This is a genomic window from Caulobacter sp. AVps16 (genome assembly GCF_058681455.1).
On the sequence record NZ_CM178739.1, the window covers coordinates 1,576,217 to 1,603,175 of the forward strand.

Annotated in this window: 24 protein-coding genes; 16 read left to right on the forward strand and 8 right to left on the reverse strand. The window is 64.7% G+C overall.

Going from position 1 to position 26,959, the window contains the following annotated elements; translation table 11 throughout:
• Nucleotides 1-25: 25 nt before the first annotated feature.
• Together trpE and ACW17U_RS07695 are read right to left on the reverse strand one after the other, a co-directional pair.
• Complete coding sequence (gene trpE, locus ACW17U_RS07690) at nucleotides 26-1,561, reverse strand: anthranilate synthase component I (RefSeq protein ID WP_492055446.1); 1,536 nt, start codon at nucleotides 1,559-1,561, stop codon at nucleotides 26-28.
• Nucleotides 1,558-3,513: a peptidylprolyl isomerase gene (locus tag ACW17U_RS07695; protein WP_062146493.1), complete on the reverse strand. Its 1,956-nt coding sequence runs from the start codon at nucleotides 3,511-3,513 to the stop codon at nucleotides 1,558-1,560. The genes trpE and ACW17U_RS07695 overlap by 4 nt, the downstream gene beginning before the upstream one ends.
• Nucleotides 3,514-3,674: 161 nt before the next feature.
• Here ACW17U_RS07695 and tpiA point away from each other — a divergent pair, with 161 nt between their 5' ends.
• The gene (tpiA, locus tag ACW17U_RS07700) at nucleotides 3,675-4,436 is read left to right on the forward strand and encodes a triose-phosphate isomerase (protein WP_492055447.1); all 762 of its coding nucleotides are present in this window, start codon (nucleotides 3,675-3,677) and stop codon (nucleotides 4,434-4,436) included.
• Nucleotides 4,437-5,176: 740 nt separating this feature from the next.
• Here the strand turns inward: tpiA and ACW17U_RS07705 are convergent.
• Entirely contained in the window at nucleotides 5,177-5,692 is a 516-nt protein-coding gene (locus tag ACW17U_RS07705; protein WP_492055448.1) for a GNAT family N-acetyltransferase, read from the reverse strand.
• A 100-nt stretch (nucleotides 5,693-5,792) separates the two neighbouring features.
• Here ACW17U_RS07705 and secG point away from each other — a divergent pair, with 100 nt between their 5' ends.
• From secG to rpmF, 3 genes are all read left to right on the forward strand, one after another.
• On the forward strand, nucleotides 5,793-6,284 hold the full coding sequence (gene secG, locus ACW17U_RS07710) for a preprotein translocase subunit SecG (protein WP_492055449.1): 492 nt from the start codon (nucleotides 5,793-5,795) through the stop codon (nucleotides 6,282-6,284).
• A gap of 76 nt (nucleotides 6,285-6,360) precedes the next feature.
• The gene (pyrG, locus tag ACW17U_RS07715) at nucleotides 6,361-8,013 is read left to right on the forward strand and encodes a CTP synthase (protein ID WP_062146490.1); all 1,653 of its coding nucleotides are present in this window, start codon (nucleotides 6,361-6,363) and stop codon (nucleotides 8,011-8,013) included.
• A gap of 116 nt (nucleotides 8,014-8,129) precedes the next feature.
• Nucleotides 8,130-8,312, forward strand: coding sequence for a 50S ribosomal protein L32 (gene rpmF / locus ACW17U_RS07720; protein ID WP_007671126.1), 183 nt, complete (start codon nucleotides 8,130-8,132; stop codon nucleotides 8,310-8,312).
• Nucleotides 8,313-8,380: 68 nt separating this feature from the next.
• On the opposite strand, the gene ACW17U_RS07725 is transcribed toward rpmF, so the two are convergent.
• Nucleotides 8,381-9,151, reverse strand: coding sequence for an enoyl-CoA hydratase (locus ACW17U_RS07725; RefSeq protein ID WP_062146489.1), 771 nt, complete (start codon nucleotides 9,149-9,151; stop codon nucleotides 8,381-8,383).
• A gap of 113 nt (nucleotides 9,152-9,264) precedes the next feature.
• Here ACW17U_RS07725 and eno point away from each other — a divergent pair, with 113 nt between their 5' ends.
• The 8 genes from eno to ACW17U_RS07765 all read left to right on the forward strand — a co-directional run bounded on the left by eno (nucleotide 9,265) and on the right by ACW17U_RS07765 (nucleotide 18,736).
• Entirely contained in the window at nucleotides 9,265-10,545 is a 1,281-nt protein-coding gene (gene eno, locus ACW17U_RS07730; protein WP_062146488.1) for a phosphopyruvate hydratase, read from the forward strand.
• A gap of 422 nt (nucleotides 10,546-10,967) precedes the next feature.
• Nucleotides 10,968-11,264, forward strand: coding sequence for an FtsB family cell division protein (locus ACW17U_RS07735; RefSeq protein WP_492055450.1), 297 nt, complete (start codon nucleotides 10,968-10,970; stop codon nucleotides 11,262-11,264).
• Nucleotides 11,265-11,435: 171 nt separating this feature from the next.
• Nucleotides 11,436-12,467, forward strand: coding sequence for a pyruvate dehydrogenase (acetyl-transferring) E1 component subunit alpha (gene pdhA / locus ACW17U_RS07740; protein WP_062146485.1), 1,032 nt, complete (start codon nucleotides 11,436-11,438; stop codon nucleotides 12,465-12,467).
• 14 nt (nucleotides 12,468-12,481) lie between these two features.
• Nucleotides 12,482-13,807: a pyruvate dehydrogenase complex E1 component subunit beta gene (locus ACW17U_RS07745; protein WP_492055451.1), complete on the forward strand. Its 1,326-nt coding sequence runs from the start codon at nucleotides 12,482-12,484 to the stop codon at nucleotides 13,805-13,807.
• A 161-nt stretch (nucleotides 13,808-13,968) separates the two neighbouring features.
• Nucleotides 13,969-15,252 carry a pyruvate dehydrogenase complex dihydrolipoamide acetyltransferase gene (locus ACW17U_RS07750; protein WP_492055452.1) on the forward strand — a complete coding sequence of 428 codons (1,284 nt, stop codon included), beginning with the start codon at nucleotides 13,969-13,971 and terminating at the stop codon, nucleotides 15,250-15,252.
• Nucleotides 15,253-15,277: 25 nt separating this feature from the next.
• Complete coding sequence (locus ACW17U_RS07755; protein WP_492055453.1) at nucleotides 15,278-15,754, forward strand: glutathione peroxidase; 477 nt, start codon at nucleotides 15,278-15,280, stop codon at nucleotides 15,752-15,754.
• Between the two features lie 82 nt (nucleotides 15,755-15,836).
• Nucleotides 15,837-17,237, forward strand: a complete 1,401-nt coding sequence (gene lpdA / locus ACW17U_RS07760; protein ID WP_492055454.1) for a dihydrolipoyl dehydrogenase — start codon at nucleotides 15,837-15,839, stop codon at nucleotides 17,235-17,237.
• 8 nt (nucleotides 17,238-17,245) lie between these two features.
• Nucleotides 17,246-18,736 (forward strand): DUF6880 family protein, encoded by a 1,491-nt coding sequence (locus ACW17U_RS07765; RefSeq protein ID WP_492055455.1) that lies wholly within the window; start codon nucleotides 17,246-17,248, stop codon nucleotides 18,734-18,736.
• Nucleotides 18,737-18,845: 109 nt separating this feature from the next.
• On the opposite strand, the gene ACW17U_RS07770 is transcribed toward ACW17U_RS07765, so the two are convergent.
• Together ACW17U_RS07770 and ACW17U_RS07775 are read right to left on the reverse strand one after the other, a co-directional pair.
• Nucleotides 18,846-20,399: an AMP-binding protein gene (locus tag ACW17U_RS07770; protein WP_062146475.1), complete on the reverse strand. Its 1,554-nt coding sequence runs from the start codon at nucleotides 20,397-20,399 to the stop codon at nucleotides 18,846-18,848.
• Nucleotides 20,400-20,501: 102 nt separating this feature from the next.
• On the reverse strand, nucleotides 20,502-21,542 hold the full coding sequence (locus ACW17U_RS07775; protein ID WP_492055456.1) for an alpha/beta fold hydrolase: 1,041 nt from the start codon (nucleotides 21,540-21,542) through the stop codon (nucleotides 20,502-20,504).
• Between the two features lie 82 nt (nucleotides 21,543-21,624).
• Between ACW17U_RS07775 and lipA the strand changes: the two genes are divergently transcribed.
• Together lipA and ACW17U_RS07785 are read left to right on the forward strand one after the other, a co-directional pair.
• Nucleotides 21,625-22,602 (forward strand): lipoyl synthase, encoded by a 978-nt coding sequence (gene lipA / locus ACW17U_RS07780; protein WP_062151458.1) that lies wholly within the window; start codon nucleotides 21,625-21,627, stop codon nucleotides 22,600-22,602.
• A 2-nt stretch (nucleotides 22,603-22,604) separates the two neighbouring features.
• Nucleotides 22,605-23,060 (forward strand): type II toxin-antitoxin system RatA family toxin, encoded by a 456-nt coding sequence (locus tag ACW17U_RS07785; RefSeq protein ID WP_492055457.1) that lies wholly within the window; start codon nucleotides 22,605-22,607, stop codon nucleotides 23,058-23,060.
• Here ACW17U_RS07785 and ACW17U_RS07790 read toward each other — a convergent pair.
• Nucleotides 23,047-23,547 carry a CinA family protein gene (locus tag ACW17U_RS07790; RefSeq protein WP_492055458.1) on the reverse strand — a complete coding sequence of 167 codons (501 nt, stop codon included), beginning with the start codon at nucleotides 23,545-23,547 and terminating at the stop codon, nucleotides 23,047-23,049. The genes ACW17U_RS07785 and ACW17U_RS07790 overlap by 14 nt on opposite strands.
• A 39-nt stretch (nucleotides 23,548-23,586) precedes the next feature.
• Entirely contained in the window at nucleotides 23,587-24,738 is a 1,152-nt protein-coding gene (locus ACW17U_RS07795; RefSeq protein WP_492055459.1) for a bifunctional 2-C-methyl-D-erythritol 4-phosphate cytidylyltransferase/2-C-methyl-D-erythritol 2,4-cyclodiphosphate synthase, read from the reverse strand.
• 99 nt (nucleotides 24,739-24,837) lie between these two features.
• On the opposite strand from ACW17U_RS07795, the gene dusB reads away from it, so the two are divergent.
• Nucleotides 24,838-25,845 carry a tRNA dihydrouridine synthase DusB gene (dusB, locus tag ACW17U_RS07800; protein WP_492055460.1) on the forward strand — a complete coding sequence of 336 codons (1,008 nt, stop codon included), beginning with the start codon at nucleotides 24,838-24,840 and terminating at the stop codon, nucleotides 25,843-25,845.
• On the forward strand, nucleotides 25,842-26,957 hold the full coding sequence (locus ACW17U_RS07805; protein WP_062146463.1) for a two-component system sensor histidine kinase NtrB: 1,116 nt from the start codon (nucleotides 25,842-25,844) through the stop codon (nucleotides 26,955-26,957). The genes dusB and ACW17U_RS07805 overlap by 4 nt, the downstream gene beginning before the upstream one ends.
• Nucleotides 26,958-26,959 lie beyond the last annotated feature (2 nt).

The following is a 26,959-nucleotide window of genomic DNA, read 5'->3' on the forward strand; positions in this document are numbered from 1 at the left end:
CCACTTTCGGCTGTCACGCTTGCCGTCAGGCGAAACGCCAGGCCTCTTCCGCCGCCCGCTTTAGGGCGCGGGACTTGTGCAGGGTCTCGTCATATTCGGCATCGGGATCGCTGTCGGCGACCACGCCGCCGCCGGCCTGGACATACATCATGCCGTCCTTGACCAGGGCTGTGCGCAGCACGATGCAGGTATCGACCGAGCCGTCAGCGCCGACATAGCCGACTGCGCCAGCGTAGCCGAGGCCGCGCTTTTCGATTTCCAGCTCGTCGATGATCTCCATGGCCCGGACCTTGGGCGCGCCCGAAAGCGTGCCGGCGGGCAGGGCGGCCATCAGCACGTCGACCGGATCCACGCCCTCGGGCGCGACGCCTTCGACATTGGAAACGATGTGCATGACGTGGCTGTAGCGCTCGACCTTGAAGCTCTCGGTGACCTTGACGCGCGGGCCCTGGTGCGGCTTTGCGGGTTCGTTCTTGCCCGGCTCCTTCAGCATCGAGACGCGGCCGACGTCGTTGCGGCCGAGATCCAGCAGCATCAGGTGCTCGGCCCGCTCCTTGGGATCGGCCAGCAGCTCGGCCTCGAGGGCCAGGTCCTCTTCCGGCGTCGCGCCGCGCGGGCGGGTGCCGGCGATCGGGCGGATGGTGATCTTGCCGTCGCGCAGCCGCACGAGGATCTCGGGACTGGACCCCACGAGGTGGCAGCCATCGAGGTTGAGGAAATAGAGGAACGGCGACGGATTGGTCCGGCGCAGGGAGCGGTAGAGGGCGAACGGATCCAGGTCGAACGGGGCCCTGAAGCGGTGGCTGGGCACCACCTGGAAGATGTCGCCGGCTCGGATGTAGTCCTTGGCCTTCTCGACCACGACGGCATAGTCCTCGCGACTGACCGGGGTGGTGAACTCGATCGGTGCATGGCCCTTGCGCGGCGCTTCATGCGCCAGGGGACGGCGCAGGTCGGCCATCACCGTTTCGATGCGGGCCCGGGCGGCGTGGTGGGCCTCCTCGGCCGAGACCCCGGCCACCGGGCGCACCGTGGTCACCAGGATGATTTCCTGGGCGATAGCATCAAACACCGCCACGATCGACGGCCGGGTCATGATCCCGTCGGGCAGGCCCGTGGTGTCCTCGTTGATGTCGGGCAGGCGTTCGGCCAGCCGCACCATGTCATAGCCCAGAGCGCCGAAGACGCCGGCCGCCATCGGCGGCAGGCCGGCCGGCAGCTCGATGCGCGAGCGGGCGATCAGATCGCGAAGGCTGTCCAAAGCCCCGCCGGCCTGGACGGTGAACTCACCCCGGCCGATGGCCTCGCCCTCGGCCACTTCGGCGACATCGCCGCGGCAGCGCCAGACAAAGTCCGGCTTCATCGCCACGATGGAATAGCGGCCGCGCCAGGCACCGCCTTCGACACTTTCGAACAGGAAGGCGTAGGGCTTGCCCTGTCCGATCTTCAGATAGGCCGAGACCGGCGTCTCGAGATCGTCGATCAGCCGGGTCCAGACGACCTGGGGCTGTCCGGCCTCATAGGTCCTGGCGAAGGCGTCGAAGGCCGGCTCCAGGCTCATTTCTGGGCCTTGCCGGACTTGGCGGCTTCGGCCTTGGCCAGGGCGTCGGTGTCAACGCCGATGGCCTGACGGGCCAGGGTCAGGTTGGTCTTGGTCTTCAGGCTGGCCTGGGCCCCAAGACGCGCGGCCTCGCCGAGATCGCGCATCAGACCGCTGTCGACCTGGGGCCGAATGGTCTGGCTGATGCGGGCCATGTCGGCGATCTTGCCCGAGCGAACGGCCTCCAGCTTGGCGACGACGAAGGCCATCTGGCCGGCCCGCGAGCTGAACACCTCGCCCGGCTTGGCAGCGAAGGTGGCCAGCAGCAGGTCACGGCCGAGGCCCTGATGCTGCTGGGCGTTTTCGCGGCTGATGCCCGGAACGCGCTGAACGCGAGATCCCGCTGCGGCGGCGACGGCCTCAAGGCTCTCGCCCTTCTTGACACGCGCGGCCAGGGACTCGGCCTTGGCCTGCAGGCGATTGGTCATCTCGTTCTGCAGCCAGACCTGGGCCAGCTGCGGCCGGATGTCAGCCAGGGCCGGCAGAGCGGCCGGGATGACCTTCTCGACCTTGACGGCATAGTACTCACCCTTGCCGATCTCGACGAGTTCGCTTTCGCCGCCGGAGCTCAGGTCAAAGGCGGTCTTGAGGATGTCCGGCGTCAGGCCGGGAATGGGCTGGCCGGTCTGGTCGGTACCCTGGGCGGTGATCGGGGCCGAGGTCATGACCATGGCTCCGGCCTTGGACGCGGCGGCGATCAGGTCGGAACCGGCGTCGTGGGCGTCCTGATAGGTCTGGGTTTGCTCATAGGCCTTGGCCTGGGCACCCTGGACGCGGAGTTCGGCTTCGATCTGTGAGCGCACGCTCTCCAGGCTGGGGACGGCGCCGGGGGTCACCTTGGTCACCTTGACCACCGAGATGCCGAGGCTGCCCGTGATCGGTGCGCTGACCTGGCCTGCGGCCAGGCTGAAGGCGGCGTCGGCGACCTTGCGGTCGGGCAGGGCGGACTTGGGCTTGTCGTTGAGGATCACCGGCTTCTGGCCAAAGGCGCTGGCGACGACGGCCGGCTGGTCACCCTTGGCCAGGCGCTGGGCGATCACGCCGGCGGCCTTGGCGTCCGGGGCGACGATCTGGACCAGCGAGCGGGTTTCCGGGGTCGCCAGGGTTTCCTTACGGAAGTCGAAGGTCTTTTGCACATCGGCCGGATTGATGGTCACCGAAGGCTCGAGGGCCTGGGCGCTGACGCGCATGATCGACAGGACCCGGGACTCCGGGCGGGTCAGGCGTTCCGCGTTCTGCTTCATGAAGGCCGTTAGTTGGGCGTCGGTCGGATTGCCCGGGCGCTCCACCGTAGCCGGATTGATCGCAAAGGCAGCCAGGTCGCGGCTCTCCAGACCATAGGCAGCCTGCAGGGCGGCATAGATGCGCGGGGCATGCAGGCCATTGGCCACGCCGGTGAAGACATGGGTCTGGGCAATCTCGTCGCTGATCGAGGCCTGGTAGCTGTCCGGCGTCATGCCGTTCTCGCGCAGCAGGGCCTCGTACATCTTGGGATCGAACTTGCCGGTGATCGGATCGAACGGCCGCTGGTTGGGATGCAGATTGCTCATCTGCTCACGCACGACATTGCCGACCAGCTTGTCGGAAGGCTGGATCCCGAACTTGCGGATCACTTCCGACATCGATTCCTGCAGGGCGATTTCCTGCAGGATCTGCCGGTCAATGCCGCGCTCGACGGCCTGGTCGGCCGTCAGGGTCTCGCCGGACTGGCGCTCGGTCCCCTTGCGATAGTTCTCGTAGCGGGTCTTGAAGTCTGCGGCCGAAACCGAGCGCGAACCGGCGGCGACGACGCCGGACAGGCGCGGTCCCTTGAACACGTCGCTGATCCCGAACACGGCGAAGCTGACAATCAGCAGGCCGAAAAGGATCACCGCGAAGGGCGATTTGGCGAAGGTGCGGAAACCGGCGAGCATACTTGCGAAAACCTTCCTGACTTGCCGTATCCGCGCGGCCCCGAGGAGCGACCTTGGGGCAACGCGGCGGACGCGAGCAGCGGGTATAGTAGAGCCGGAGGCGAGGGGGCAAGCCACGGCGGTCTTGACTTCCCTCGGGAGGGGAGGGTCAAGAGCACTCCATGACCCTTTCAAGCCTGAAGCCCCGGCCGCTGATCGCCGGAAACTGGAAGATGAACGGCCTCGCCGAGTCGCTGGATCAAGCCCGCGCCGTCGCCGCCGCCCTGGACGCCAGGCCCGCGGGGGCGCGCGTTGCGATCTGCCCGCCGGCCACGCTCCTGGATCGCCTCAGCGCGGCCCTGGACGGCTCAAGCGTCCTGACCGGCGGTCAGGATTGCCATGTGAAGACCAGTGGGGCCCATACGGGCGACATCGCGGCCGCGATGCTGATCGATGCCGGGGCCAGCCTCGTCATCCTCGGCCACTCCGAACGCCGTGAGGACCATGCCGAGACCAGCGCCCTGGTGGCGGCCAAGGTCGAAACCGCCCTGACGGCGGGTCTGGAGCCGATCATCTGCGTCGGCGAAAGCCTCGCGCAACGCGAGGCGGGCTCGGCACTGCCGGTGGTGACCGCCCAGGTCCGCGAATCGCTGCCGGCCGCCCTGGCGGGCCAGGCCTTCTCGGTCGCCTACGAGCCGATCTGGGCCATCGGCACTGGCCGCACGGCGACGGTCGCCGACATTGAAGAGATGCACGCGGCGATCCGGGCCCAGCTGGTAGAGCTTTTCGGCGGTCACGGCGCGACGGTTCCGATCCTCTATGGCGGCTCGGTCAAGCCAGACAATGCCGCCGAGATCCTGGGCGCGGCCGAGGTCGGCGGGGCCCTGGTCGGCGGGGCGTCGCTAAAGGCGGCCGATTTCCTGGCGATCATCGCGGCGGCGTAGACGGGGAAGGCCTTGTTGATGGGCCGGCCGGCGATCGTTTGGCCGCAGGGGTCAAGGAGGGTGCCAGCTTGGCTGCGGAGGCAGGGCGGTGTTTCCCGGCCAGCGCCGCAGGCCCCTTCCTGACCTGCTACGCAGGTCGTCCTCCCCCCTGCGCGGGGAAGATGAAACGCGCCGACCTCATCTTCCCCCACCGGGGGAAGACGGTCGCGAAGCGACCCGTAGGGGGCAAGTGCGGGGATAAGCTGCGCGCTATCCACAAGGCTTGGCTGCGAAGGCCAGCAAAATCAACACCCTGAAGATAAGGCGAGCGCGCCCATCCGACGCGCCCAATCCTCCCGTATTCTGTACCCACCTCGTCGCGAGGAAAGGGCGCAGGGCCAGCGACCATTGCGGCGGCGGGGGGTGATCGAGCGGGGCAGGGGTCGAGGGGGATACTCGACCGGTCCGGGGATCTGGTTGCTGGCCAGACCCGCCCGCCGTCCGCGTGGTTGAAGGCAAAAGGGCGTGTCTGGCTGTAAGCCCGTCCTCTTCGACCGCCGGAGCGCGCTGGAAACGGCGGGATCCGGGTCCCGGTAAGGCCTCAACAGGGCCACCTGGCGGGAGGCGGACGGATAACGGTCGCGCGGAGCGCTCGGCTTCGTCGAAACGGTATTTTCTATTCTCATCCGGACGTGGTCCGGACGCTCCGCGACCCTTTCCAGAACCTCAGCGAGAGATCGCGTGAGGGATTGAAGCCGTGCCTAGAATAGCAACCCGAACAGCCGGCAGTCCCGCCGCTCGCCGTCGCGATGGACATGACCCTTCAGATAGCCTTCGGCCTCGAAGCCCAGCCGTTCCAGCAGGCGTTCAGCGCGGAGATCACCAACATGGGTGCGGGCGATCAGGCGCTTGAGCCCGATCGAGGCGGCGTGGGCCAGCAGGGCGCGGACGGCTTCCAGACCATAGCCATGCCCCCAGGCCTCGCGGGCGATCATGACACGAAGTTCGGCGCGGTGATGGCGCGGGTCGATATCGACCAGTTCGCAAGAGCCGAGAAAATCGCCGGTTTCCGACAGGCGAACCGCCCAGTAGTGGGCCTTGCCCTGGTCCATCTCGGCGACCTGGGCGGCGACACAGGCGGCGACCTCGTCGGGATCCTCGATCGGGGCCTGGTCCCAGTGGGCCATGACTTCCGGATCGCTGAGAAACGGATAGACATGGGGCGCGTCCGTTTCGACCAGGGGAGCCAGGGTCAGTCGCTCGGTTTCGAGGATCATGGCTTTGACGGGTTTCGCGCCGGGGGCTTGAGTTGACCGGCTTCCTTCCCAGCTATGGCGTGAGCGCGCCGCTAGTGGTAGAGGGGCCGCTTCGTTTTTCATGACGGTTGTCGCCGTCGCCCGGATCGAGATCAGTTTCCTCATGCTCATCGGCATCCTGCTCGCCATCAATATCGTCGTCTGCCTTGGCCTGATCGGCGTGGTCCTTCTGCAGCGCTCCGAAGGCGGTGCCCTGGGCATGGGTGGTGGCAATACCGGTTTCATGACGGCACGCGGTGCCGGTGACCTGCTGACCCGCATCACCTGGATCCTGTTTTCGATCTTCCTGGTGATCAGCCTGGTCCTGACCATCCTGACGGGCCGCATGGGCGGGGAGTCGGCCGTGGATCGGCTTGATATCGACAGCCTCGACACCAAGACCCTGAACGCCCCGATCACGCCGGTCGCGCCGGTCGGTCAGACCCCCGGAACCGCCCAGCCGGGCGCCATCCAGGCCCCGACCCCCAGCATCAACCAGCCTCTGACCTCGCAAACGGCCCCGGCCCAGCCGTCGGCGCCGGCTCCGGTGCCGGGTCAAACCCCTGCGCAGTAAGCCTTTTCAGCGAAAGCTGTTGATGAACGTTGGTCTTTTCGCCGCGAACGCCGAATCGCGGCTAATCTGAGCGCCCATGACCCGGTATATCTTCATCACCGGCGGCGTGGTTTCCTCGCTTGGAAAAGGCCTCGCCTCCGCAGCGCTCGGAGCGCTCCTTCAGGCTCGCGGCTACAAGGTCCGCCTTCGCAAGCTTGACCCCTATCTCAACGTCGATCCCGGCACGATGAGCCCGTATCAGCACGGCGAGGTCTTCGTGACCGACGACGGTGCCGAGACGGACCTCGACCTTGGCCACTACGAGCGCTTCACCGGCGTTTCGGCGACCAAGGCCGACAACATCACCACCGGCCAGATCTACAAGACGATCATCGAGAAGGAACGCCGCGGCGACTATCTGGGCGCGACCGTCCAGGTGATCCCGCACGTCACCAACGAGATCAAGGACTTCGTCCTGTCTCCGGCCATGGACGAGACGGGCGAAAAGCCGGTCGACTTCGTGCTGGTCGAGATCGGCGGCACGGTGGGCGACATCGAGGGCCTGCCGTTCTTCGAGGCCATTCGCCAACTGCGCCAGGACCTGCCGCGCGGCCAGAGCTGTTATGTCCACCTGACCCTGCTGCCGTTCATCAAGACGGCCGGCGAGATGAAGACCAAGCCGACCCAGCACTCGGTCAAGGAACTGCGCTCGATCGGCATCCAGCCCGACATCCTGCTGTGCCGCTGCGAGCAGGACATTCCGGTCGAGGAAAAGCGCAAGATCGCGCAGTTCTGCAACGTGCGGCCCAGCGCCGTGATCCAGGCGATGGACTCATCGTCGATCTATGCGGTGCCGATCGACTATCACAAGGAAGGCCTGGACGCCGAGGTGCTGGACGTGTTCGGCATGAGCGACGCGCCCAAGCCCGACCTGACGCGCTGGGAAGCCATCGACGAGACGGTCAACCACCCTGATGGCGAAGTCACCATCGCCGTGGTCGGCAAGTACACGGTGCTGAAAGACGCCTACAAGTCGCTGATTGAGGCCCTGCACCACGGCGGCCTGGCCAACAAGGTCAAGGTCAATCTCGACTGGGTCGAGAGCGAGACCTTCGAGGGTGACCCCGGCGCGGCGGCGGCCCGGCTTGAGAATGCCCATGCCATCATGGTGCCCGGCGGCTTCGGCGAGCGGGGAGCGGAAGGCAAGATCCGCGCGGCCCAGTTCGCCCGCGAACGCAAGGTGCCCTATTTCGGCATCTGTTTCGGCATGCAGATGGCGGTCATCGAGACCCTGCGCAATGTGGCCGGCATCACCGATGCCAGCTCCAGCGAATTTGGGCCCACCGAGCGTCCCGTGGTCGGGATCATGACCGAGTGGATCAAGGGCAATGAGAAGGTCGAGCGCCGCAAGGGCGACGATCTGGGCGGCACCATGCGCCTGGGGGCCTTCGACGCCGTCCTGACGCCGGGAAGCAAGGTGGCGGCCATCTATGGCGACACGGCCATCAGCGAGCGCCACAGGCACCGCTACGAGGTCAATATCGGCTACAGCCACCGGATGGAGGAGTCCGGCCTGAAACTGACCGGTCGCTCGCCTGATGGCGTCTTGCCGGAAATCGTCGAACGCGAGGACCATCCCTGGTTCATCGGCGTGCAGTTCCACCCGGAACTGAAGAGCCGTCCGTTCGCCCCGCACCCGCTGTTCGCCAGCTTTATCGCCGCGGCGAAAGAGCAGGGCAGGCTGGTCTAACAGGTGCTGTTGCATGTCTGAAGAGATTCAGGCATAAGCGCGCCCTCACGCGGCGGCCTGGGTTCATCCCGAGTCGCCGCTTCCGATTTTCACGCTCAGCGAGCAGAGTCACTTCGATGGCCGTTCCTAAAAGAAAAACTTCGCCTTCTCGCCGGAACATGCGCCGGTCGCACCACGCCCTGGGCGCCAACTCCTTCGTGGAAGACAAGGACTCGGGCGAACTGCGCCGTCCGCACCACGTCGACCTGAAGACGGGCCTGTACAACGGCAAGCAGATCCTGACGCCGAAGGAAGACTAAGCTCTTCCCGAGGTATCAACGGTTTCGAAAGCGCCGCCCGGCTTGCCAGGCGGCGCTTTTCGTTATGCCTACTGGGTCCGGGCCCGGGCCTGGATCGCCGCCCGGCGGGCCTCGACCGACTCCGGGGTGACGTCACGATTGTGGGCGCTGGAGCGCTTGTGCTCGATCTCCAGCCCCTTGTTGAACGACCGGCCATAGCCCTCGTCGATCAGCGACTTGTAGAACGACAGGGTCTCGACCGGGATGGAGGCCATGTCGGCCGCCAGTTTGAGCGCCGTCGGCATCAGCTCGGAGGCCGGAACGACGCGATTGACCAGGCCCCAGGCCTCTGCCGTCGCGGCATCGATGAAATTGCCGGTCAGGGACAGCTCCTTGGCCCGGTAAATGCCGATCAGTCGCGACAGCTTCTGCGACAGGCCCCAGCCCGGCATGATCCCGACCCGGGCATGGGTATCGGCGAAGCGGGCGTTTTCCGAGGCGATCAGGACATCACAGGCCAGGGCCAGCTCGAAGCCTCCGGTGATGGCCACGCCGTTGATCGCGCCGATGACCGGCTTGCGGCAGACCTCGATGGCGCGGACGGGATTGGAGTCGGCCCCCTGGTCATTGGCGGCGCTCATGGCCTTGGGATCACTGCCCAGCTCCTTGAGGTCGAGACCGGCCGTGAAGGCCCGCTCCCCGGCACCGGTCAGCACCACCACACTGATGGCCGGATCGGCGTCCAGTTCGAACATGACCGTATGCAGTGCCGCCCGGAGCGCTTTCGACAGGGCGTTCATGGCCTCCGGTCGGTTCAAGGTCACGACGGCGATCGGTCCGCTCTTCTCGACGGTCAACATGGCGTTCTCCCTATGTGTGACTGATGATCAGTCGGCGTGGGGCCGGGAAGTCAAGTTGCGCCGCGTCGCCATGGCGGTTAAGCCTCCCGCGCCTTTCGCCTTGAGGAGCTTCCATGACCGAGATCGTCGATATCATCGCCCGCGAAATTCTCGACAGCCGGGGCAACCCGACGGTTGAAGTCGATGTCGTCCTGGAAGACGGCGCCTTTGGCCGGGCCGCCGTACCCTCAGGGGCATCGACCGGTGCCCACGAAGCCAGCGAGAAGCGGGACGGTGACAAGAGCCGTTATCTGGGCAAGGGCGTTCTTCAAGCCGTCGAGTCCGTCAATGGCGAGATCTTCGATGCCCTGTCGGGCGTAGACGCCGAAGATCAGCGCCGGGTCGACACCCTGCTGATCGGCCTGGACGGCACGCCGAACAAGGCGCGCCTCGGTGCCAACGCGATTCTCGGCGTCTCGCTGGCGACGGCCAAGGCTGCTGCGGAATCGGCCGGTCTGCCGCTCTACAAGTATGTCGGCGGGGTCAATTCACGCGTCCTGCCGACACCGATGATGAACATCATCAATGGCGGTGCCCACGCCGACAATCCCATCGACATCCAGGAATTCATGATCCTGCCCACAGGCGCGGCGAATTTCTCCGAGGCCCTTCGGATGGGCGCAGAGATCTTCCACGGCCTGAAGAAGGCCCTGAAGGACGCCGGTCATAATACCAATGTCGGCGACGAGGGCGGCTTTGCGCCCAACCTCGGCTCGGCCGAAGAAGCCCTGGCCTTTATCGTCAAGGCCAGTGAGGCGGCCGGCTACCGGGCGGGTGATGACTTCGTCCTGGGCCTTGATGTCGCGTCGACCGAGTTCTTCAAGGACGGAAAGTACCATCTGGAAGGCGAGGGCAAGGTCCTCGATCCGGCCGGCATGGTGGCCTACCTCGCGGATCTCGCGAGCAAGTTCCCGATCCTGTCGATCGAAGATGGCATGGCCGAAGATGATTTCGACGGCTGGAAGCTGTTGACAGACACCCTGGGCAAGACGGTCCAGCTGGTCGGCGACGACCTGTTCGTGACCAATCCCAAGCGCCTGCAAATGGGCCTGGATAAGGGTCTGGCCAATTCGATCCTCGTGAAGGTCAACCAGATCGGTACGCTGTCTGAAACGATTGACGCCGTCGATCTGGCCCACCGTGCCGGCTATACCAGCGTCATGAGCCACCGCTCGGGCGAAACCGAGGACAGCACGATCGCTGACCTCGCTGTGGCTCTGAACTGCGGCCAGATCAAAACGGGTTCGCTGGCGCGTTCGGACCGGTTGGCGAAGTACAACCAGCTGCTGCGCATCGAGCAGATGCTGGATGATCAGGCGGTTTACGCCGGCCGGGCAGCGCTCAAGGGGCGCTAGTCGCGGATACGGATGTCTCCGGAAAAGGCGCGGCCTGTCATGCAGGCTGCGCCTTTTTCATGTCGGGACCAGATCTGAAGCTGCCCCTCAGACAAGTGCGCCCCACCGGCCTGGCAGCGCAGTTCGGCGGTCGATTCTGGAGGACCAAGGGTGCTTCACAAGGCCGAAGGCGAGTGGTTTGCAACCTGTCCGCCCCCATTTTTTCTATAAGCTCCTTTTGGCGCGATGAAGACTGCCGCCAAGTGCCGTTCGCGGCTGCGAATGAAGTGTTGCGTTGCGGTATCTAGATGCCGATGAAACCATCTCAATTGAAAGCATCGCGACGCCGATGCGTTGCTCTGAGGGCTGCTATCCGTGAGCCCTTATTCAGAAGGCGTTAAGCACGATCTGAGACCCTGAGAATCCCCTTCCGGGAATCCAAAATGTTCGCCCGACTGCAACCGATCCTGCCGACTGCGGCGATCCTTTTTCTGATCTTCTACTTCGTGTTTCACGCTCTGACGGGCGAACGCGGTCTCTTGTCGACGTCTGAACGGAATGCAGATCTTGCCGCAAAGACCAGGGAGCTCAGGAAGATCCGTGCCGAAAGGATGGACCTGGAGGCCCGGGCTCGTCTATTACGCAGCGGCAGTCTGTCGGCAGATCTTCTGGAAGAACGGGCACGTTCTCTCCTTGGTTATGCCGACCCGAAGGACTTTGTGATCCGCACGAAGCGCTAGCGACGTCGGACCTTGCCTTCTGACAGGACTGTCGATCGTAACTGGGCCCTTACATGCCTGGAACGGTCTGGGCGTCATTTGATGGGCATATCCTTCGAGGGACCGACGACGACTTCGGCGGGATTTGTTCTGGGATGAAGGCCGCGATGAAGATTGGCCAGGGAGAGTTGAATGGCGCGTACGCGCAAGGCTGAATCCACCGAAGGCAAAGGTGGTGACATCGGTGGCAACACCTTTGTCAGCAAGGACGAGCTTCTGAAGTTCTATCAGAGCATGCTGTTGATCCGCCGCTTCGAGGAGCGGGCCGGGCAATTGTACGGCATGGGGCTGATCGGCGGGTTCTGCCACCTCTATATCGGCCAGGAAGCCATTGCGGTCGGCATGCAGTCGATCTCCTCCAAGGGCGACCAGATCATCACCGGTTATCGCGATCACGGTCACATGCTGGCCGCTGGGATGGATCCTCGCGAGGTCATGGCTGAACTGACCGGTCGCGCTGGAGGCTCCTCGCGCGGCAAAGGCGGCTCGATGCACATGTTTGACATCGAGACCGGCTTCTACGGCGGTCACGGTATCGTTGGGGCTCAGGTGGCGCTTGGCACCGGCCTGGCACTGGCCAACCACTACAAGGGCAATGGCAACGTCTCCTACGCCTATTTCGGTGACGGTGCGGCCAACCAGGGCCAGGTCTATGAGAGCTTCAACATGGCCCAGCTGTGGAAGCTGCCGGTCGTGTACGTGATCGAGAACAATCAATATGCCATGGGCACGAGCGTTGAGCGCTCAGCCTCTGAAACCGCCTTCCACAAGCGCGGTGTCTCGTTCCGGATCCCGGGCGAGGAGATCGACGGCATGGATGTGGTGGCCGTGCGCGAAGCCGGAGCCCGCGCCCGCGAGCACGCGGCCAGCGGCCAGGGCCCCTACATCCTCGAGATGAAGACCTATCGCTATCGCGGTCACTCGATGTCGGACCCGGCCAAGTATCGCTCCAAGGAAGAGGTCGACGAGGTCAAGCAGACCCGCGACCCCATCGACCACATCAAGGAACGCCTGGCTGCGGCCGGCGTCACCGAAGACGACCTGAAGGGCATCGACGCCGACGTGAAACGCATCGTTGCCGAAGCGGCTGAATTCGCCCGGACCAGCCCCGAGCCGGATCCGTCTGAACTGTACACCGACGTTTATCTGGAGGCCGCCCAGTGAGCCTGGACATCCTCATGCCTGCCCTTTCGCCGACCATGGAAGAGGGCACCCTGGCCAAGTGGTTGGTCAAGGAAGGCGACACCATCAAGGCCGGCGACGTGATCGCCGAAATCGAGACCGACAAGGCAACGATGGAAGTCGAAGCCGTCGATGAGGGCGTGGTGGAAGCCATCCTGATCGCTGCCGGTTCCGAGAACGTGAAGGTCAATACGCCGATCGCACGTCTGGCCGGCGAAGCCGGGGCTACGCCCTCGGCACCTGCGCCCGTCGTCGTTGAAGCGGCCGCGCCGGTCGCTGCGGCAATGCCCGTCGCTTCGGCCTCGAGCTTTGCCGATCCGGAAATTCCGGCCGGCACGCCGATGAAGAAGATCACGGTGCGCGACGCCCTGCGCGACGCCATGGCTGAAGAGATGCGTCGCGACGATCGCGTGTTCCTGATGGGCGAGGAAGTCGCCCAGTATCAGGGGGCCTACAAGGTTAGCCGCGACCTGCTGCAGGAGTTCGGCGACAAGCGTGTCATCGACACACCGATCACCGAGCACGGCTTTGCCGGCATGGGCGTCGGCGCGGCGATGGCGGGGCTGAAGCCCATCGTCGAGTTCATGACCTGGAACTTCGCCATGCAGGCGATTGACCACATCATCAACTCGGCGGCCAAGACGCTCTACATGTCGGGCGGTCAGATCAAGTCGTCGATCGTGTTCCGGGGTCCCAACGGTGCGGCCTCGCGCGTGGGTGCCCAGCACAGCCAGGACTATGCAGCCTGGTACGGCAACGTCCCCGGTCTGAAGGTCATCGCGCCGTATGACGCCGCTGACGCCAAGGGCCTGCTGAAAGCGGCCATCCGCGACCCCAACCCCATCGTCTTCCTCGAACACGAGATGATGTACGGGCTGGAGTTCGATATCCCGGACGTCGAGGACTATGTCGTGCCGATCGGCAAGGCCAAGGTCCGCCGCGAAGGCACGGATGTCACTCTGGTGGCCTACAGCCGGATGGTGGGTTTCTGCCTTAAGGCCGCCGAGGCACTGGCCGCTGAAGGCATTTCCGCTGAAGTCATCGACCTGCGGACTATTCGCCCGATGGACCACGCCACCATCCTGGAAAGCGTCAAGAAGACCAACCGTCTGGTCACTGCCGAAGAAGGCTGGGGCCCGATGGGCGTCGGGGCCGAGATCGTGGCCCGCATCACCGAGCACGGCTTCGACTATCTGGATGCACCGCCCCTGCGCGTACACCAGGAAGACGTGCCGCTGCCCTATGCGGCAAACCTCGAGGCCCTCAGCCTGCCGTCGGTCGAGAAGATCGTAAAGGCAGCCAAGACGGTCTGTTATCGCTGATGCCGATGCGGCTCATGTCTGGCGGGATGGCAGGGATCCCTGCATATCTGTCGGATGTGAGCCGTATCGAATCCGGCCAAGAACTAAGCCTCGCTGCAAGGCGAGATCGCGCGGACGCCGGCCCGGCCGACAACGTCCCGAACGCTTGAGGAAGACACTCAATGTCGATCGACATCCTTATGCCCGCCCTGTCGCCCACCATGGAGGAGGGGACCCTCGCCAAGTGGCACGTGAAGGTGGGTGACACCGTCAAGGCCGGCGACGTGATCGCCGAGATCGAAACCGACAAGGCGACGATGGAAGTCGAAGCCGTCGACGAGGGCGTGGTCGAGGCCATTCTGGTCGAGGCCGGCACCGAGAACGTCAAGGTCAATGCCCTGATCGCCAAGCTGGCCGGAGAGGGTGAGAACCTGGCTCCGTCGCCGGCCGCCGCTCCGGCCACTGAAGCGCCCAAGGCCGCTGCACCCGCTGCCGCTGCGCCGGTTGCGGCAGCACCGGCTCCGGTCGTCGCCGATAGTTCTCGGGTTTTCGCCTCGCCGCTGGCCCGCCGTCTGGCCCAGGCCGCTGGTCTGGATCTGAAGACGGTCAAGGGCAGTGGCCCGCATGGCCGTGTGGTCAAGGCGGACGTGGAAAATGCAGCCAAGGGCGGCCCAGTGGCCGCACCGGCGGCCAAGGCGGCACCCGCTGCTGCGCCGGCCCCGGCTGCTGCGGCTCCGCGTCAGGTCCTGTCGCTGGAGCAGATGGGCATCCCCGCTGGCTCCTACGACCTGGTGCCGCTCGACGGCATGCGCAAGACGATCGCGCGGCGTCTGACTGACAGCTTCCGCGACGTGCCGCACTTCCCGCTGACCATCGATCTCGAGATCGATGCCCTGCTGGCGGCGCGCGGCAAGATCAACAGCCTGCTGGGTGACCAGGGCGTGAAGGTGTCGGTCAATGACATCATCATCAAGGCCGTGGCCGTGGCCCTGAAGCGCGTGCCTGAGGCCAATGCCTCCTACACGCCGGAGGGCATCGCCATGCACAAGCATGCTGACATCGCCGTGGCTGTGGCCATCGACGGTGGCCTGATCACCCCGATCGTCCGTGCCGCCGAAACCAAGGGCCTGGCCCAGATCTCGGCCGAGGTGAAGGATCTGGCGGCCCGCGCCAAGGCAAAGAAGCTGAAGCCTGAGGAATTCCAGGGCGGCACCTTCTCGGTTTCCAACCTGGGCATGTTCGGGATCAAGGCCTTCGCCTCGATCATCAACGAGCCGCAGGGCGCGATCATGAGCGTGGGGGCCGGCGAGCAGCGTCCAGTGGTCAAGAACGGTCAGCTGGCCGTGGCCACTGTGATGACCGTGACCTTGACCTGCGATCACCGCGTGGTCGACGGCGCGATTGGTGCCAAGTTCCTGGCGGCCTTCAAGCCGCTGATCGAAGAGCCGCTGACCCTGATCGTTTGATCAAAGGAAAGGGCAGGAGAGCGCCATGTCGGTCTATGACTACTCGGCCAAGACGCTGGACGGCCAGGACGTGAGCCTGGCCGACTATCGCGGGCAGGTTCTGCTGATCGTCAACACGGCCAGCAAGTGCGGGTTCACTCCGCAGTATGAGGGCCTTGAGGCGCTTTACCGCGACTACAAGGGTCGCGGCCTGACCGTCCTGGGCTTCCCCTGCAATCAGTTCGGCGCTCAGGAGCCTGGGAACGCCGAAGAGATCGCCAGCTTTTGCTCGCTGACCTATGACGTGACCTTCCCGATGCTGGCCAAGATCGACGTCAACGGCCCTTCGGCCCATCCGCTCTATGCGTTCCTGAAGAAGGAACAGAAGGGCGTGCTGGGCACCGAGGGCATCAAGTGGAACTTCACAAAGTTCCTGATTGGCCGCGACGGTGAAGTCGTCGAGCGGTTCGCTCCCACCACCAAGCCCGAAGACCTCAAGGTCGCGGTCGAGGCGCTGCTCTAATTCTCCCGGATCGGCTTGCAGGCCGATCGATCGAGGCCGCCCGGCTCCCCTCGGGCGACGTTCAAGCTAGGGTAAGAACACCATGTCCACGGAATTCGATGTCGTCGTCATCGGCGCTGGTCCTGGCGGCTATGTGGCCGCCATTCGCGCCAGCCAACTGGGCCTGAAGACGGCGATCGTCGAGCGGGAAAACCTGGGCGGGATCTGTCTGAACTGGGGCTGTATCCCGACGAAGGCCCTGTTGAAGTCCGGCGAGATCTTCGAGCAGTTGTCGCACCTCGACGCCTATGGCCTCTCGGTCGAGAAGCCCTCTTTCGACTTCACCAAGATCATCGAGCGCTCGCGCGGCGTGGCCAAGACCATGTCGGGCGGCATCGCCTTCCTGATGAAGAAGCACAAGATCGAAGTGATCGAAGGTGATGCCAAGCTCGAAAAGGGGACCCCGGCTCCGAAGGTGGTCGTGGCCCTGAAGGCCGGCGGCAGCCGTACGATCCAGGCGAAGAACGTGATCCTGGCCAGCGGCGCGCGTGCCCGGAACATCCCTGCCATCGGCGCGGTTTCGGACGGCGACAAGGTCTGGACCTATCGCGACGCCCTGGCACCGAAGACCATGCCCAAGTCGCTGGTGGTGATCGGCTCGGGTGCCATCGGCATCGAGTTTGCCAGCTTCTATCGCGCCCTCGGTGCCGAAGTGACCGTCGTCGAAGCCGTTGACCGCATCATGCCGGTCGAGGACGCCGAGGTGTCCAAGGCTGCTCAAAAGGCCTTCGAGAAGCGGGGGATCAAGTTCCGAGTCGGTGCCAAGGTCACCAAGATCGACAAGACCGCCACGGGCGTCTCGGTGTCGGTCGAGGTCGGCGGCAAGGCCGAGCAACTGACGGCCGAGAAGTGCATCGTTGCTATCGGCATCGTGCCCAATACCGAAGGCACCGAAGCGGTGGGCCTGACCACCGATCGCGGCCACGTCGTCACCGGCAAGCACGGCGAGACAAACGTTCCGGGCCTCTACGCCATCGGTGACGTCGCCGGCGCGCCGTGGCTCGCCCACAAGGCCAGCCACGAAGGTATCCACGCCGCCGAATTCATCGCCGGCTACAAGACCCCGGCCGTCCATTCGCCGATCCCGGGCTGCACCTATGCCAACCCGCAGGTCGCCTCGGTGGGCTACACCGAAGCCGCCGCCAAGGCCGCCGGCATCGACGTGAAGGCCGGCCGCTTCCCGTTCAAGGTCAACGGCAAGGCCGTGGCCGCCGGCGAGACCGAGGGCTTCGTCAAGACGGTGTTCGACGGCAAGACCGGCGCGCTGATCGGTGCACACATGATCGGCCACGAAGTGACCGAGATGATCCAGGGCTTCGTCACCGCCATCACGCTGGAGGCGACCGAGGAAGACCTGCACGGAATCGTCTACGCTCACCCGACCATGTCGGAAGCCATGCACGAAGCCGCGCTCGATGCGTACGGCCGGGTGCTGCACATCTAGGGGCCTGAATGGCGCGAGTGACGGCCACGACCACTGACAAGCCGGCCAAGGTCGCTGCCAAGACCAGGAAAGGGTCTAAGACCACCCTTTCCGAGGCCAATCTCGCCGATCTGGGCGCGGAGCGGCTGGCGACGATCCTGATGGATCTGTCGGTCGACAGCTACGTCAAGCGCGCCTTGCGGCTGGAGCTGTTCGCCGAGGCCAGTCCGGAAGGCCTGGCGCTGGAGATCTCCAAGCGTCTGGCGGCCATTGCCAAGGCCACCTCGCGCATCCACTGGCGCAAGCGCGCCGCCTTCGCACGCGACATGGATCTGCACTTTCGGATGATCCGGCGGCTTGCGGAAAGCGACCCCAAGGCGGCCCTGGCGCTGCTGATGGATTTTCTGGACCTTGCCGGTTCGGTGTTTGATCGCATCAGCCAGCCCGAGGGACCGATCGGTGAGGCCTTCGCCGAGGCGCGGGACGCGGTCGGCGACATCGCCCCGAGTGCCAAGATCGCGCCCGTCGATCTGGCCGATAGGGTGGCGCGGCTGATCCTGTGCGACGATCATTTCGTATTTGGCCCACTGGTCGCTGTCGCGGCCCCGTCTCTGGGCGTGGCCGGTCAGGCGCGACTGGGCGAGCGCCTGCAGGCCGCCTTGACCCAGCGCTCAGCGCGGTCTGCGGGGGCCTATGACGCCAAGGCGTCAGTGGTCCGGGATGCCTTGCGCCGCCTGGCCGACATCAAAGGTGACGTGGGGGCCTTTATTGCGACCTTCAGCGAGACCCAGCGGCGTTTTCCAGCCATCGCTGCCGAGATCGGGCGCCGTCTTCTGGCCGCTGGAAAGGCGGGCGAGGCCCTGGCCGCTCTGGAGGCCGCAGCAGCTCTGGTCAAGCCACGCGGCCCGCTGTCGGTGCGTGCCGAGCCTGACGATCCGGTCGAGCGCGCTGCCTGGGAGGATGTCTATCTCGAAGCGCTACAGGCCAATGGTCGCCAGGACGAGGCCCAGCGCCGGCGCTGGGCGGCGTTCGAGGACACCCTGTCGATCCCGAGGCTCAGGGCGTTCCTGAAGGGCCTGCCAGACTTTGACGACGTTGTCGCTGAGGATGACGCCAAGAAGATCGCGGCCGAGTTTCCGCGTTTCGAGGCCGCCCTGGCCTTTCTGATCGAGTGGCCGGATCTGGCCGCGGCGGCGCGACTGATCATCAACCGTCACGGCGCCATCAACGGTGCGGACGAAGACCTGCTGACCGCCGCCGCGCGTCGTCTTGAAGGGACCTATCCGCTGGCGGCGACCCTGTTGCTGAGGGCCATGATCCGCAATGTCCTGACCTATGGCGTCGCTGGCCGCTACAGGGCTGCTGCCCAGCAATGGCTGGAGATGGAAAGCCTGGCACCGATGATCTCTGACTTCGGCGAGTTCCCGGACCACGAGACCTTCATGGCCGACCTGAGGGCCATGCACGGCCGCAAGCAGGGCTTCCGCGCCGAGCTGGAAGCCCTGGGCGGGTCCTTCTAGGGCCAGTGTGCACTTGCACTCTGACGAATGGGCGGCGGTTGGCCCGAAGAGCAGGAAGCACCCGAGTCGACCTCGACGCATTCCTGCCCATTGGTCTCACGGTTTCGGTCTATGCGGCCTTAGCATCCTGGTCGGCCATGCGCTGAATGGCGACATAGTCGGTTTTGCCACTCCCCAGGACCGGTACCTCGGGGACCTTGAGAATCTTGCGCGGCACGGCCAGTTCGGGCGCTCCGATGGTCTGGGCATGTGCGACCAGTTCTGAAACCGCTGCATCATGGCGATCCGTGACCAGGATGAGCCTTTCGCCCTTCTTCTTGTCGGGCATGGAAATCACGGCATGGCGTCCATCCGGCCAGACGGCTGAGGCCAGGTCTTCTGCCGCTGTGAGCGAGACCATTTCACCGGCGATCTTTGCGAAGCGTTTCACGCGCCCCTTGATGGTGATCCAGTTGTCGTCAGTCATGGCGACAACGTCTCCGGTGTCGTGCCAGCCGCCGTCCGGAGCGTCGATGCCGCCATCTTCCCTCAGATAGCCGAGCATCACATTGGGACCCCGGACCAGCAGTCTGCCGCCGCCGGAAATCCCCTCAACCGGTTCAATCCGGAAGTCCTGGCCGGGCAGGAGCCCACCGACGGTTCCCCGACGGTTGTCGTCAGGCTTGTTCACCGCAATGACCGGAGATGCCTCTGTGGCGCCATAGCCCTCAAGAACCGGCACGGGCCCGAACTTTTCATGGATGAGATTATGGGTCTCTTCCCGAACCTTTTCAGCGCCACAAACAATAAATCTGAGGCCAGAAAGCTCATCACCATCCGAAGCGCGCGCATAGTGATTGAGGAAGGTGTCCGTGGCGAACAGCACGGAGGCCTTGGTGTCCTTGACCAGGGCCGGGATCTGCTTGGTGTGCAGCGGTGAGGGATACTGGAAGGCCTTCATGCCCTTCAGCAAAGGCAGGATCACCCCACCCGTCAGGCCAAAGCAGTGGAACACCGGAAGGGGATTGAAGAACACCCAGTCCGGATCGAGCTCGATATGAGCCGCCACCTGTTCGGCATTCGAGACCATGTTGGCCTGGCTCAGCACTACGCCCCGAGGGGCACCAAAGCTGCCCGAGGTGAACAGGACGACGCCTCGATCCGACGGCTTGGCCGGCGCTCGGAACTGGCGCGGGAAGAGACCTGCCGTTGCAGCGAAAAGCTTGTCGGCAACCCCAATCGAACCGCGAACGTCTTCGAGATAGGTGATGGTCGTCTGGGCTTCGAGGGCGTCGACGATATCGTGCAGGTTGCCCAGCTCGATGAACTTGTGCGCCGTCAGGACGCGCTTGACCTTGGCCAGCGCGCAGGCGGCCTTGAGGTTGCGCAGGCCCGCCGTGAAGTTCAGCATCGTCGGGACGCGGCCGAAGGCGTGCAGGGCGAAGAAGGTCACCACCGCTGCAGACCCCGAGGGCAGCAGGATGCCGACATTCTCTCCCGGCTTGGTCATGGCTGCGATCTTGCGGCCCAAGGCAAAGCTCGCGCGGATCAGATCCGTGTAGCTAAGCGGGTTCCGGTCCTGGTCCTCAAGGATGGGCTTTTTCGCGCCGTAGGTGTCACGCGCGTCGATAAGGGCGTCGAAGAGAGCCTTCTGGCCGTCTTCCGCTTTGAAAACTACCGGCATCCCGGCGAAACCTCCCCGAAAAGCGTGCTCGCTTTCGTTCGTTGAGGGGGGAGTCTGCCGGGGAAGGTCCAGCTTTGCAAGGAAGAGTCACAAAGCGTGACATTAACTGTTGCGGCGTTGGGTCCTGGCGGCAATGCGAGTCCTTATGAACCCGTCAATTTCCGCCAGCCAAACATTGCGAACGGCATCTGATTCCATATGCAGGACGTGACGCCCGGCGGGAAAACTGACCATCCGGCAATCGGCGAGCGCCGAGCAGGTTTTGGATGCCAGGGCGTTAGGCGTCACCGTGTCCTTGCCGCCAGCCAGGATCAGGACTGGAGCTTGAACCCGGGCTGTCTTGGTGCGCACGAGGCCTGAAGCCTCTTCGTGCGCGGCTTGCCAGCCAATGCTGGGTTCGCCCATGCGCAGGTCGGGATTGGCCGTAAGCCAGGCCTGTTGAACGCCTCCGCGGACCCTGTCGCTGGTCAGGGCTGACTGGAACTCATCAGGACCAGCACGGCTCCAACCCTTCTCATGGGGCGATCGGATCCAGCCCAGCTTCAACCGGTTGGCCCATGGATAGAGGGCACTGCTCCGACTTGACGACGGCTTCAACGCGAACGTCGGCGAGGACAGGATCAGCCCGTCCGTCGGCAGGCCATCCTCGACACTCCCTAAAGCGACCAGAGCGCCATCGGCGTGACCCAGGAGGAGGAGCGGTCTGTCAGCTCTCGGCCGGATGACGACCTTGACCAGGGCACGGAGGGCTGCGGCATCGGGCTGAAAGCTGTCGACATGCCCCAGGTCCCGCCAAGGCGTCAGGCGCTCGGAACCACCCTGGCCCTGGCGCTCGAGGATCCAGACCGTGTAACCGGCTGAATTCAGGTGCTGGACCGTTTCGAACCATTTCTCCGCGGGTTCACCATAGCCGGTCAGTATGACGATGGTCGCCCTGGGCCCGATGGGGGGCGCCGATACGCCGTAGCGCTGGGCCGGGCCATCTCCGACGCGGACATAGCCCCAGGCCCAATTGTCCGGCGGGTAAAATCGAGAGGCGAGGGACGGCGGGGTCCGGCTTTCCGCAAACGGTGCGCGAGAGCCGCCGTCGGTACAACCGGCCAAGCTCAGGAGAAGCAGGACTGCGAGAAAGCTGCGGCGCATGGCGGCCAGTCATTTCGTGCCTTTGCCGTACATGCAAGATCGCGTGCTTGATCCGGAGCGCAAGAAGTCCGATTTAGGCAACATGGCCACAGTGATCGACACGCTGAAGGCGCGCAGTGCGGAAGATCGTGCGGCGCGCCACCCCGAAAAGCAGAACCGCCCGGATACGGCCGTCCTGCGCAAGCCCGACTGGTTGCGTGTGCGCGCTCCCGGGTCTCCAGGCTACAACGAAACCCGCAGCATCGTGCGTGACCACAAGCTGACCACGGTCTGCGAGGAAGCAGCCTGCCCGAACATCGGTGAGTGCTGGAGCCAGAAGCACGCCACCATGATGATCATGGGCGAGATCTGCACGCGAGCCTGCGCCTTCTGCAATGTCTCCACCGGCCTGCCCAATGCGCTGGACGCCGACGAGCCGCGCCGCGTTGCCGAGGCCGTCGCCAAGATGGGCCTCAAGCACGTGGTCATCACTTCGGTGGACCGCGACGACCTCGCCGATGGCGGGGCCCAGCACTTCGCCGAGGTGGTCCTGGCCATCCGCGCCGCCGCACCCGGCACCACCATCGAGATCCTGACCCCGGACTTCCTGCGGAAGGATCGCGCGGAAAACGTGGTGATCGACGCCCGTCCGGACGTCTTCAACCACAACCTCGAAACCGTGCCGCGGCTCTATCTGAAAATCCGCCCGGGTGCCCGCTACTACAACTCCCTGCGCCTGCTGGAGCGGGTCAAGGAGCGCGATCCGGGCCAGTTCACCAAGTCGGGCCTGATGGTCGGTCTGGGCGAGACCAAGGAAGAGGTCATGCAGGTGATGGACGACATGCGGTCCGCCGGCGTGGACTTCATCACCATCGGCCAATACCTGCAGCCTACCCGCAAGCACGCTGCGATTGACCGGTTCGTTACCCCGGAAGAGTTCAAGGCCTATGAGGCCATTGCGCGCGCCAAGGGCTTCCTGATGGTCTCTGCCAGCCCTCTGACGCGGTCATCACACCATGCGGGCGAGGATTTTGCGAAGCTTCAGGCCGCCCGCCGTGCCCTTGATGCCAGGACGGCCTAGGCTTGCACCGTCACGTTGTCACCCGGGTCCTGCCTTACACCCCTGAGCAGTTGTTCACCCTGGTGGGTGATGTCGATGCCTATCCCGATTTCGTGCCCTGGCTTACCGGCATGCGAACCTGGAACGCACGCGAGGATGGCGGAATCAGCACGGTCGACGCCGAGGCGCAGGTGGGCTTTTCGTTCCTGAGGGAGCGGTTTGCCACGCGCGTGAGGCGGGATACCGAGCAACTGACGGTGGATGTGAGCCTGCTCTACGGCCCGTTTAAGCGCTTGGCCAACCAGTGGCGCTTCAGCCCGGACGGTGGCGGCACCAAGGTTGAGTTCGTAATCGACTTTGCCTTCAAGTCGCGGATGCTCGACGCTCTTCTCGCGTCAAATCTGGATCGGGCCGCCGACAAGCTGATCGCCTGTTTTGAGGAGCGTGCCCGACAGATCCACGGGCCTAGCCTCGCTTAGCCACCGCTTCGCGAAGCATTTCGAGCGCGGTCCTGACGGCTGCCAGTTGTACCGCCTCACGGGTTTGGCCATCGAAGACCTCGTGTCGGTGCACAACCGAGCGATTGGATCGCGCCAGCGCAAAGTGGACGGTCCCCACCGGCTTCATTGGCGTGCCGCCACCTGGACCGGCTATGCCGGTGATCGAGACGGCGACATGGGCATGGCTTTGGGCCAGGGCCCCTTCGGCCATCATTCTGGCGACGGGCTCGGAAACGGCGCCGTGGTCAGCGATCAGATCACCAGGAACGCCCAGCATCTCGGACTTGGCCCGATTGGTATAGGTGACAAATCCGCGTTCGAAGACGTCTGAAGCGCCGGAGATCGAGCAGATTGCTCCGGCAACGAGCCCCCCTGTGCAACTCTCGGCGGCGACCAGCCGCAAGGACTGGTCGCGCGCCTCGGCGACAAGCAGTCGGGCCAGGGTTTCGATCTCGAGCGGGAACATCAGGTATCTCCAGCAGCCATAGGCCTGAGCCTATACCCTTCAGGCCGGAGTCTCGACGGCGACGACGGCCTGAGCCGCCAAGCCTTCGCCTCGGCCGGTAAAACCCATTTGCTCGGTTGTCGTCGCCTTGACGCTGACCCGGTCGAGCGGAAGTGAAAGAATCTCCGCCAGACGCTCTCGCATCGCGGCACGGTGAGGTTTGATCTTTGGGCGCTCGCAGATCAGCGTAACGTCGACATTGATGAGGGTGCCCCCCTTGCGACGGACAAGGTCTGCCGCATGCTGCAGGAACCGATCCGACGATGCGCCTTTCCATTGGGGGTCAGTCGGCGGGAAATGGTCGCCAATGTCGCCTTCGCCAATGGCCCCCAGAATGGCGTCTGTCAGGGCATGCAGACCGGCGTCAGCGTCAGAGTGTCCGATCAGGGTTTCATCGTGGACGATTTCAACGCCACAGAGCCAGACAGAGTCGCCTGGGCCCCAGCGATGGGCGTCGAATCCTTGACCTATGCGAGTGATACGGGCTGCGCCCGCCAGGCGTTCGGCCATGTTGAAATCCTCGGGGTAGGTCAGTTTCAGAAGGAGCGGATCACCTGTCACCAGGGCAACCTTGCCGCCGACGGCTTCCATGACCTGGGCATCATCGGTGGGTTCAAGCGGGCCTGACCAGGCGGAATAGGCGGAGATCAGGCGCCCTCGGCGGAAAGCCTGCGGCGTTTGGGCTCGCCAGAGATTGTCCCGTGATGTGGTTTCCAGGGGAGAGCCGGGTAGGGCGCGCTTCAGGGTGTCCGCGACAGGGAGCGCCGGTATGGCGCCGTCCGCCTCACAAAGCTTGTCGAGCAGGGCCAGGATTGTACTGCGCGTCACGAAGGGCCGGGCAGCGTCGTGGATCAGGACGGCTTCGTCAGACGGCCGTTCAGACAATGCCGCAAGGCCGGCCTGCACTGAAAGCGCCCGCGTTGCGCCGCCCCGAGCGCTGCGCCAGCCGTCTAGTCCCGCCAGAACCTCTGGCAGCATGTCCTGCCCGTCGTCGGAGGTGACGATCACCACGTCAGCGGCCCCTGCGGCAAGGAAGCTCTCGACCGACCAGCGCAGAACGGGTTTCCCGGAGAGGGAGCGCCATTGTTTGGCTTGGCCCGGGCCTGCCCGGGTCCCGGTGCCGGCAGCGACAATCACGACGGAAAAGGTCATGTCCGCTGTTTAGTCCGGCGGCTGCGGTTGTCCAGTCGATCCGGGCTTTACTGCGGCGCACAATGTGCCTAAAAACACAGCGGTGGGGATGATTACAAAATGAGCAACTCGCTCGATATTGGCGGTGTGGAAGTACCGGGACGCGTTTGGATCGCGCCCATGACCGGTGTTTCTGACCTGCCTTTCAGAGAAACGGCCACGGCGCTTGGCGCACCCTATGTGGCGACGGAAATGGTGGCCTGCGCCGAGTTTGCGCGCGGACGGCCTGACGTCGTTCGGCGGGCCGCAGTCGGCGAGGGCTTGCCGCTTATGGTGGTTCAGTTGGTCGGTCGCGACGTGGCCTTGATGGCCCAGGGTGCACGCATGGCGGCAGAAGCCGGGGCTGAGATCGTGGATCTCAATTTTGGGTGCCCCGCCAAAGAGGTTTCCGCCGGACAGCAGTGTGGTTCGGCGCTTATGCGCGAGCCAGCCTTGGCCGAAGCCCTGGTCGCGGCGGCAGTCGCCGCCGTCTCTGTTCCGGTCACAGTGAAGATGCGTTTGGGATGGGACGATTCAACTCGCAATGCCGCCGACATCGCCCGCCGGGCCGAAGCGGCGGGTGCCAAGGCGATCACGGTCCATGGCCGAACGCGCAGCCAGTTCTACAAGGGCATTGCGGATTGGTCCGCCGTTGCTGAGGTCAAGGCGGCGGTCTCCATCCCCGTGCTGGTCAATGGCGATATCGTCGACGGTGACAGCGCGCGCCGGGCGCTCGACCAATCCGGTGCCGACGGCGTGATGATTGGCCGTGGAGTCTATGGTCGGCCCTGGATCGCGGGTGCCATTGAAGCGACCCTGGAGGGCCGATCCTTCGTTGAGCCTGATGCCGAGGCGCGGCTGGCGATCGCCCTGACCCACTTCCGGCGGAGCCTCGAGTTCTACGGGCTGCCTCTCGGCCTGAAGATGTTCCGCAAGCATCTGGCGTCCTACATCGATGCCGCACCCTGGCCTGAGACAGCCGAAGAGCGCCGCGCCGCGCGCTCCAGCCTCTGTCGCCTGGATGAACCTGAACGGGTTGAAAGCGCCTTGACGCGCCTTTGGCTCGGAGACCGGAGGATCGCTGCATGAGCGACCACGCCCGCGCACTTGGCGGCAAGGCCCCTGAGACCCTGAAGGCGGCCGCCTTTGACCTGAGCCCGGAACCCGCCCTGGTCGTTGACCGCGATGGCGGTCTGGTCGCCGTCAATGAAGCGGCTGAGGCGCTGTTTGGTCATGGCCTGTCGCTCCTGGCGCGTGGTCGCTTTCGCGCCGCCCTACCGCCCGGGTCCGTGCTGGTATCTCTGCTGGACCGTGCCATCTTTGAAGGGGCACCGGTTCGCGAGCATGGGGTTGAGGTCAATCTCTTTGGTCAGCCGCCTTTTGAGGCTGACGGGGCAGCCGCACCGCTTGGAGACGGCTCAGTCCTCCTGACCCTGCATGTCAAGGGTGTGCTGGGCGTAGATCGCAGCGCGGATGCCGCCGGGCTGCGCTCGGTCGTCGGGCTGGGCAAGATGCTGGCCCATGAGATCAAGAACCCACTCGCCGGAATTCGCGGTGCCGCCCAACTTTTGAAGACCGGTGCCTCTGCGGCAGACCAGCCCCTGGCCCAACTGATTGTCGATGAGACGGACCGCATTCGGCGCCTTGTCGATCGTATGGAAGCCTTCTCCGAAGACCTGCCGACGCCGCGAGAGGCGGTCAATATCCACCAGGTCCTTGATCGCATCCGCGCCCTTGTCGCTAACGGAGTCGCCGATGGGCTCACCCTGCGAGAGACCTATGACCCATCCCTTCCGGCGGTCTGGGGCGATGAAGATCATCTGATTCAGATCTTCCTGAACCTGGTGAAGAACGCCGCCGAAGCTGCTCACATGCGTGGCGACGGACGCGGCGCTATTTCGATCCATACAGCCTGGCGACCGGGCGTTCGGGTTCGAGGGGCCAATGGCAAGGCGGCCAGCGGTGCACCGATCGAGATCCGGGTGCAGGACAATGGTCCTGGCGTTCCCCAGAGCCTTCGCGACCACCTGTTCCAACCGTTCGTCACCACCAAGCCCAATGGCACCGGCCTTGGCCTGGCCCTGGTGACCAAGCTGGTCACCGCCCATGGCGGTTTGATCGATTTTGAGTCCGAGCCCGGTCGCACCGTTTTCCGCGTGCTGCTTCCTGTGGCGCCTGAACCCTCCGCCGGAGACGCGTAAGC

Coding starts and splice junctions, on each gene's coding strand:
- trpE (WP_492055446.1), bottom strand. CDS start 1,561: ATGAGCCTGGAGCCGGCCTTCGACGCCTTCGCCAGGACCTATGAGGCC.
- ACW17U_RS07695 (WP_062146493.1), bottom strand. CDS start 3,513: ATGCTCGCCGGTTTCCGCACCTTCGCCAAATCGCCCTTCGCGGTGATC.
- tpiA (WP_492055447.1), top strand. CDS start 3,675: ATGACCCTTTCAAGCCTGAAGCCCCGGCCGCTGATCGCCGGAAACTGG.
- ACW17U_RS07705 (WP_492055448.1), bottom strand. CDS start 5,692: ATGATCCTCGAAACCGAGCGACTGACCCTGGCTCCCCTGGTCGAAACG.
- secG (WP_492055449.1), top strand. CDS start 5,793: ATGACGGTTGTCGCCGTCGCCCGGATCGAGATCAGTTTCCTCATGCTC.
- pyrG (WP_062146490.1), top strand. CDS start 6,361: ATGACCCGGTATATCTTCATCACCGGCGGCGTGGTTTCCTCGCTTGGA.
- rpmF (WP_007671126.1), top strand. CDS start 8,130: ATGGCCGTTCCTAAAAGAAAAACTTCGCCTTCTCGCCGGAACATGCGC.
- ACW17U_RS07725 (WP_062146489.1), bottom strand. CDS start 9,151: ATGTTGACCGTCGAGAAGAGCGGACCGATCGCCGTCGTGACCTTGAAC.
- eno (WP_062146488.1), top strand. CDS start 9,265: ATGACCGAGATCGTCGATATCATCGCCCGCGAAATTCTCGACAGCCGG.
- ACW17U_RS07735 (WP_492055450.1), top strand. CDS start 10,968: ATGTTCGCCCGACTGCAACCGATCCTGCCGACTGCGGCGATCCTTTTT.
- pdhA (WP_062146485.1), top strand. CDS start 11,436: ATGGCGCGTACGCGCAAGGCTGAATCCACCGAAGGCAAAGGTGGTGAC.
- ACW17U_RS07745 (WP_492055451.1), top strand. CDS start 12,482: ATGCCTGCCCTTTCGCCGACCATGGAAGAGGGCACCCTGGCCAAGTGG.
- ACW17U_RS07750 (WP_492055452.1), top strand. CDS start 13,969: ATGTCGATCGACATCCTTATGCCCGCCCTGTCGCCCACCATGGAGGAG.
- ACW17U_RS07755 (WP_492055453.1), top strand. CDS start 15,278: ATGTCGGTCTATGACTACTCGGCCAAGACGCTGGACGGCCAGGACGTG.
- lpdA (WP_492055454.1), top strand. CDS start 15,837: ATGTCCACGGAATTCGATGTCGTCGTCATCGGCGCTGGTCCTGGCGGC.
- ACW17U_RS07765 (WP_492055455.1), top strand. CDS start 17,246: ATGGCGCGAGTGACGGCCACGACCACTGACAAGCCGGCCAAGGTCGCT.
- ACW17U_RS07770 (WP_062146475.1), bottom strand. CDS start 20,399: ATGCCGGTAGTTTTCAAAGCGGAAGACGGCCAGAAGGCTCTCTTCGAC.
- ACW17U_RS07775 (WP_492055456.1), bottom strand. CDS start 21,542: ATGCGCCGCAGCTTTCTCGCAGTCCTGCTTCTCCTGAGCTTGGCCGGT.
- lipA (WP_062151458.1), top strand. CDS start 21,625: ATGGCCACAGTGATCGACACGCTGAAGGCGCGCAGTGCGGAAGATCGT.
- ACW17U_RS07790 (WP_492055458.1), bottom strand. CDS start 23,547: ATGTTCCCGCTCGAGATCGAAACCCTGGCCCGACTGCTTGTCGCCGAG.
- ACW17U_RS07795 (WP_492055459.1), bottom strand. CDS start 24,738: ATGACCTTTTCCGTCGTGATTGTCGCTGCCGGCACCGGGACCCGGGCA.
- dusB (WP_492055460.1), top strand. CDS start 24,838: ATGAGCAACTCGCTCGATATTGGCGGTGTGGAAGTACCGGGACGCGTT.
- ACW17U_RS07805 (WP_062146463.1), top strand. CDS start 25,842: ATGAGCGACCACGCCCGCGCACTTGGCGGCAAGGCCCCTGAGACCCTG.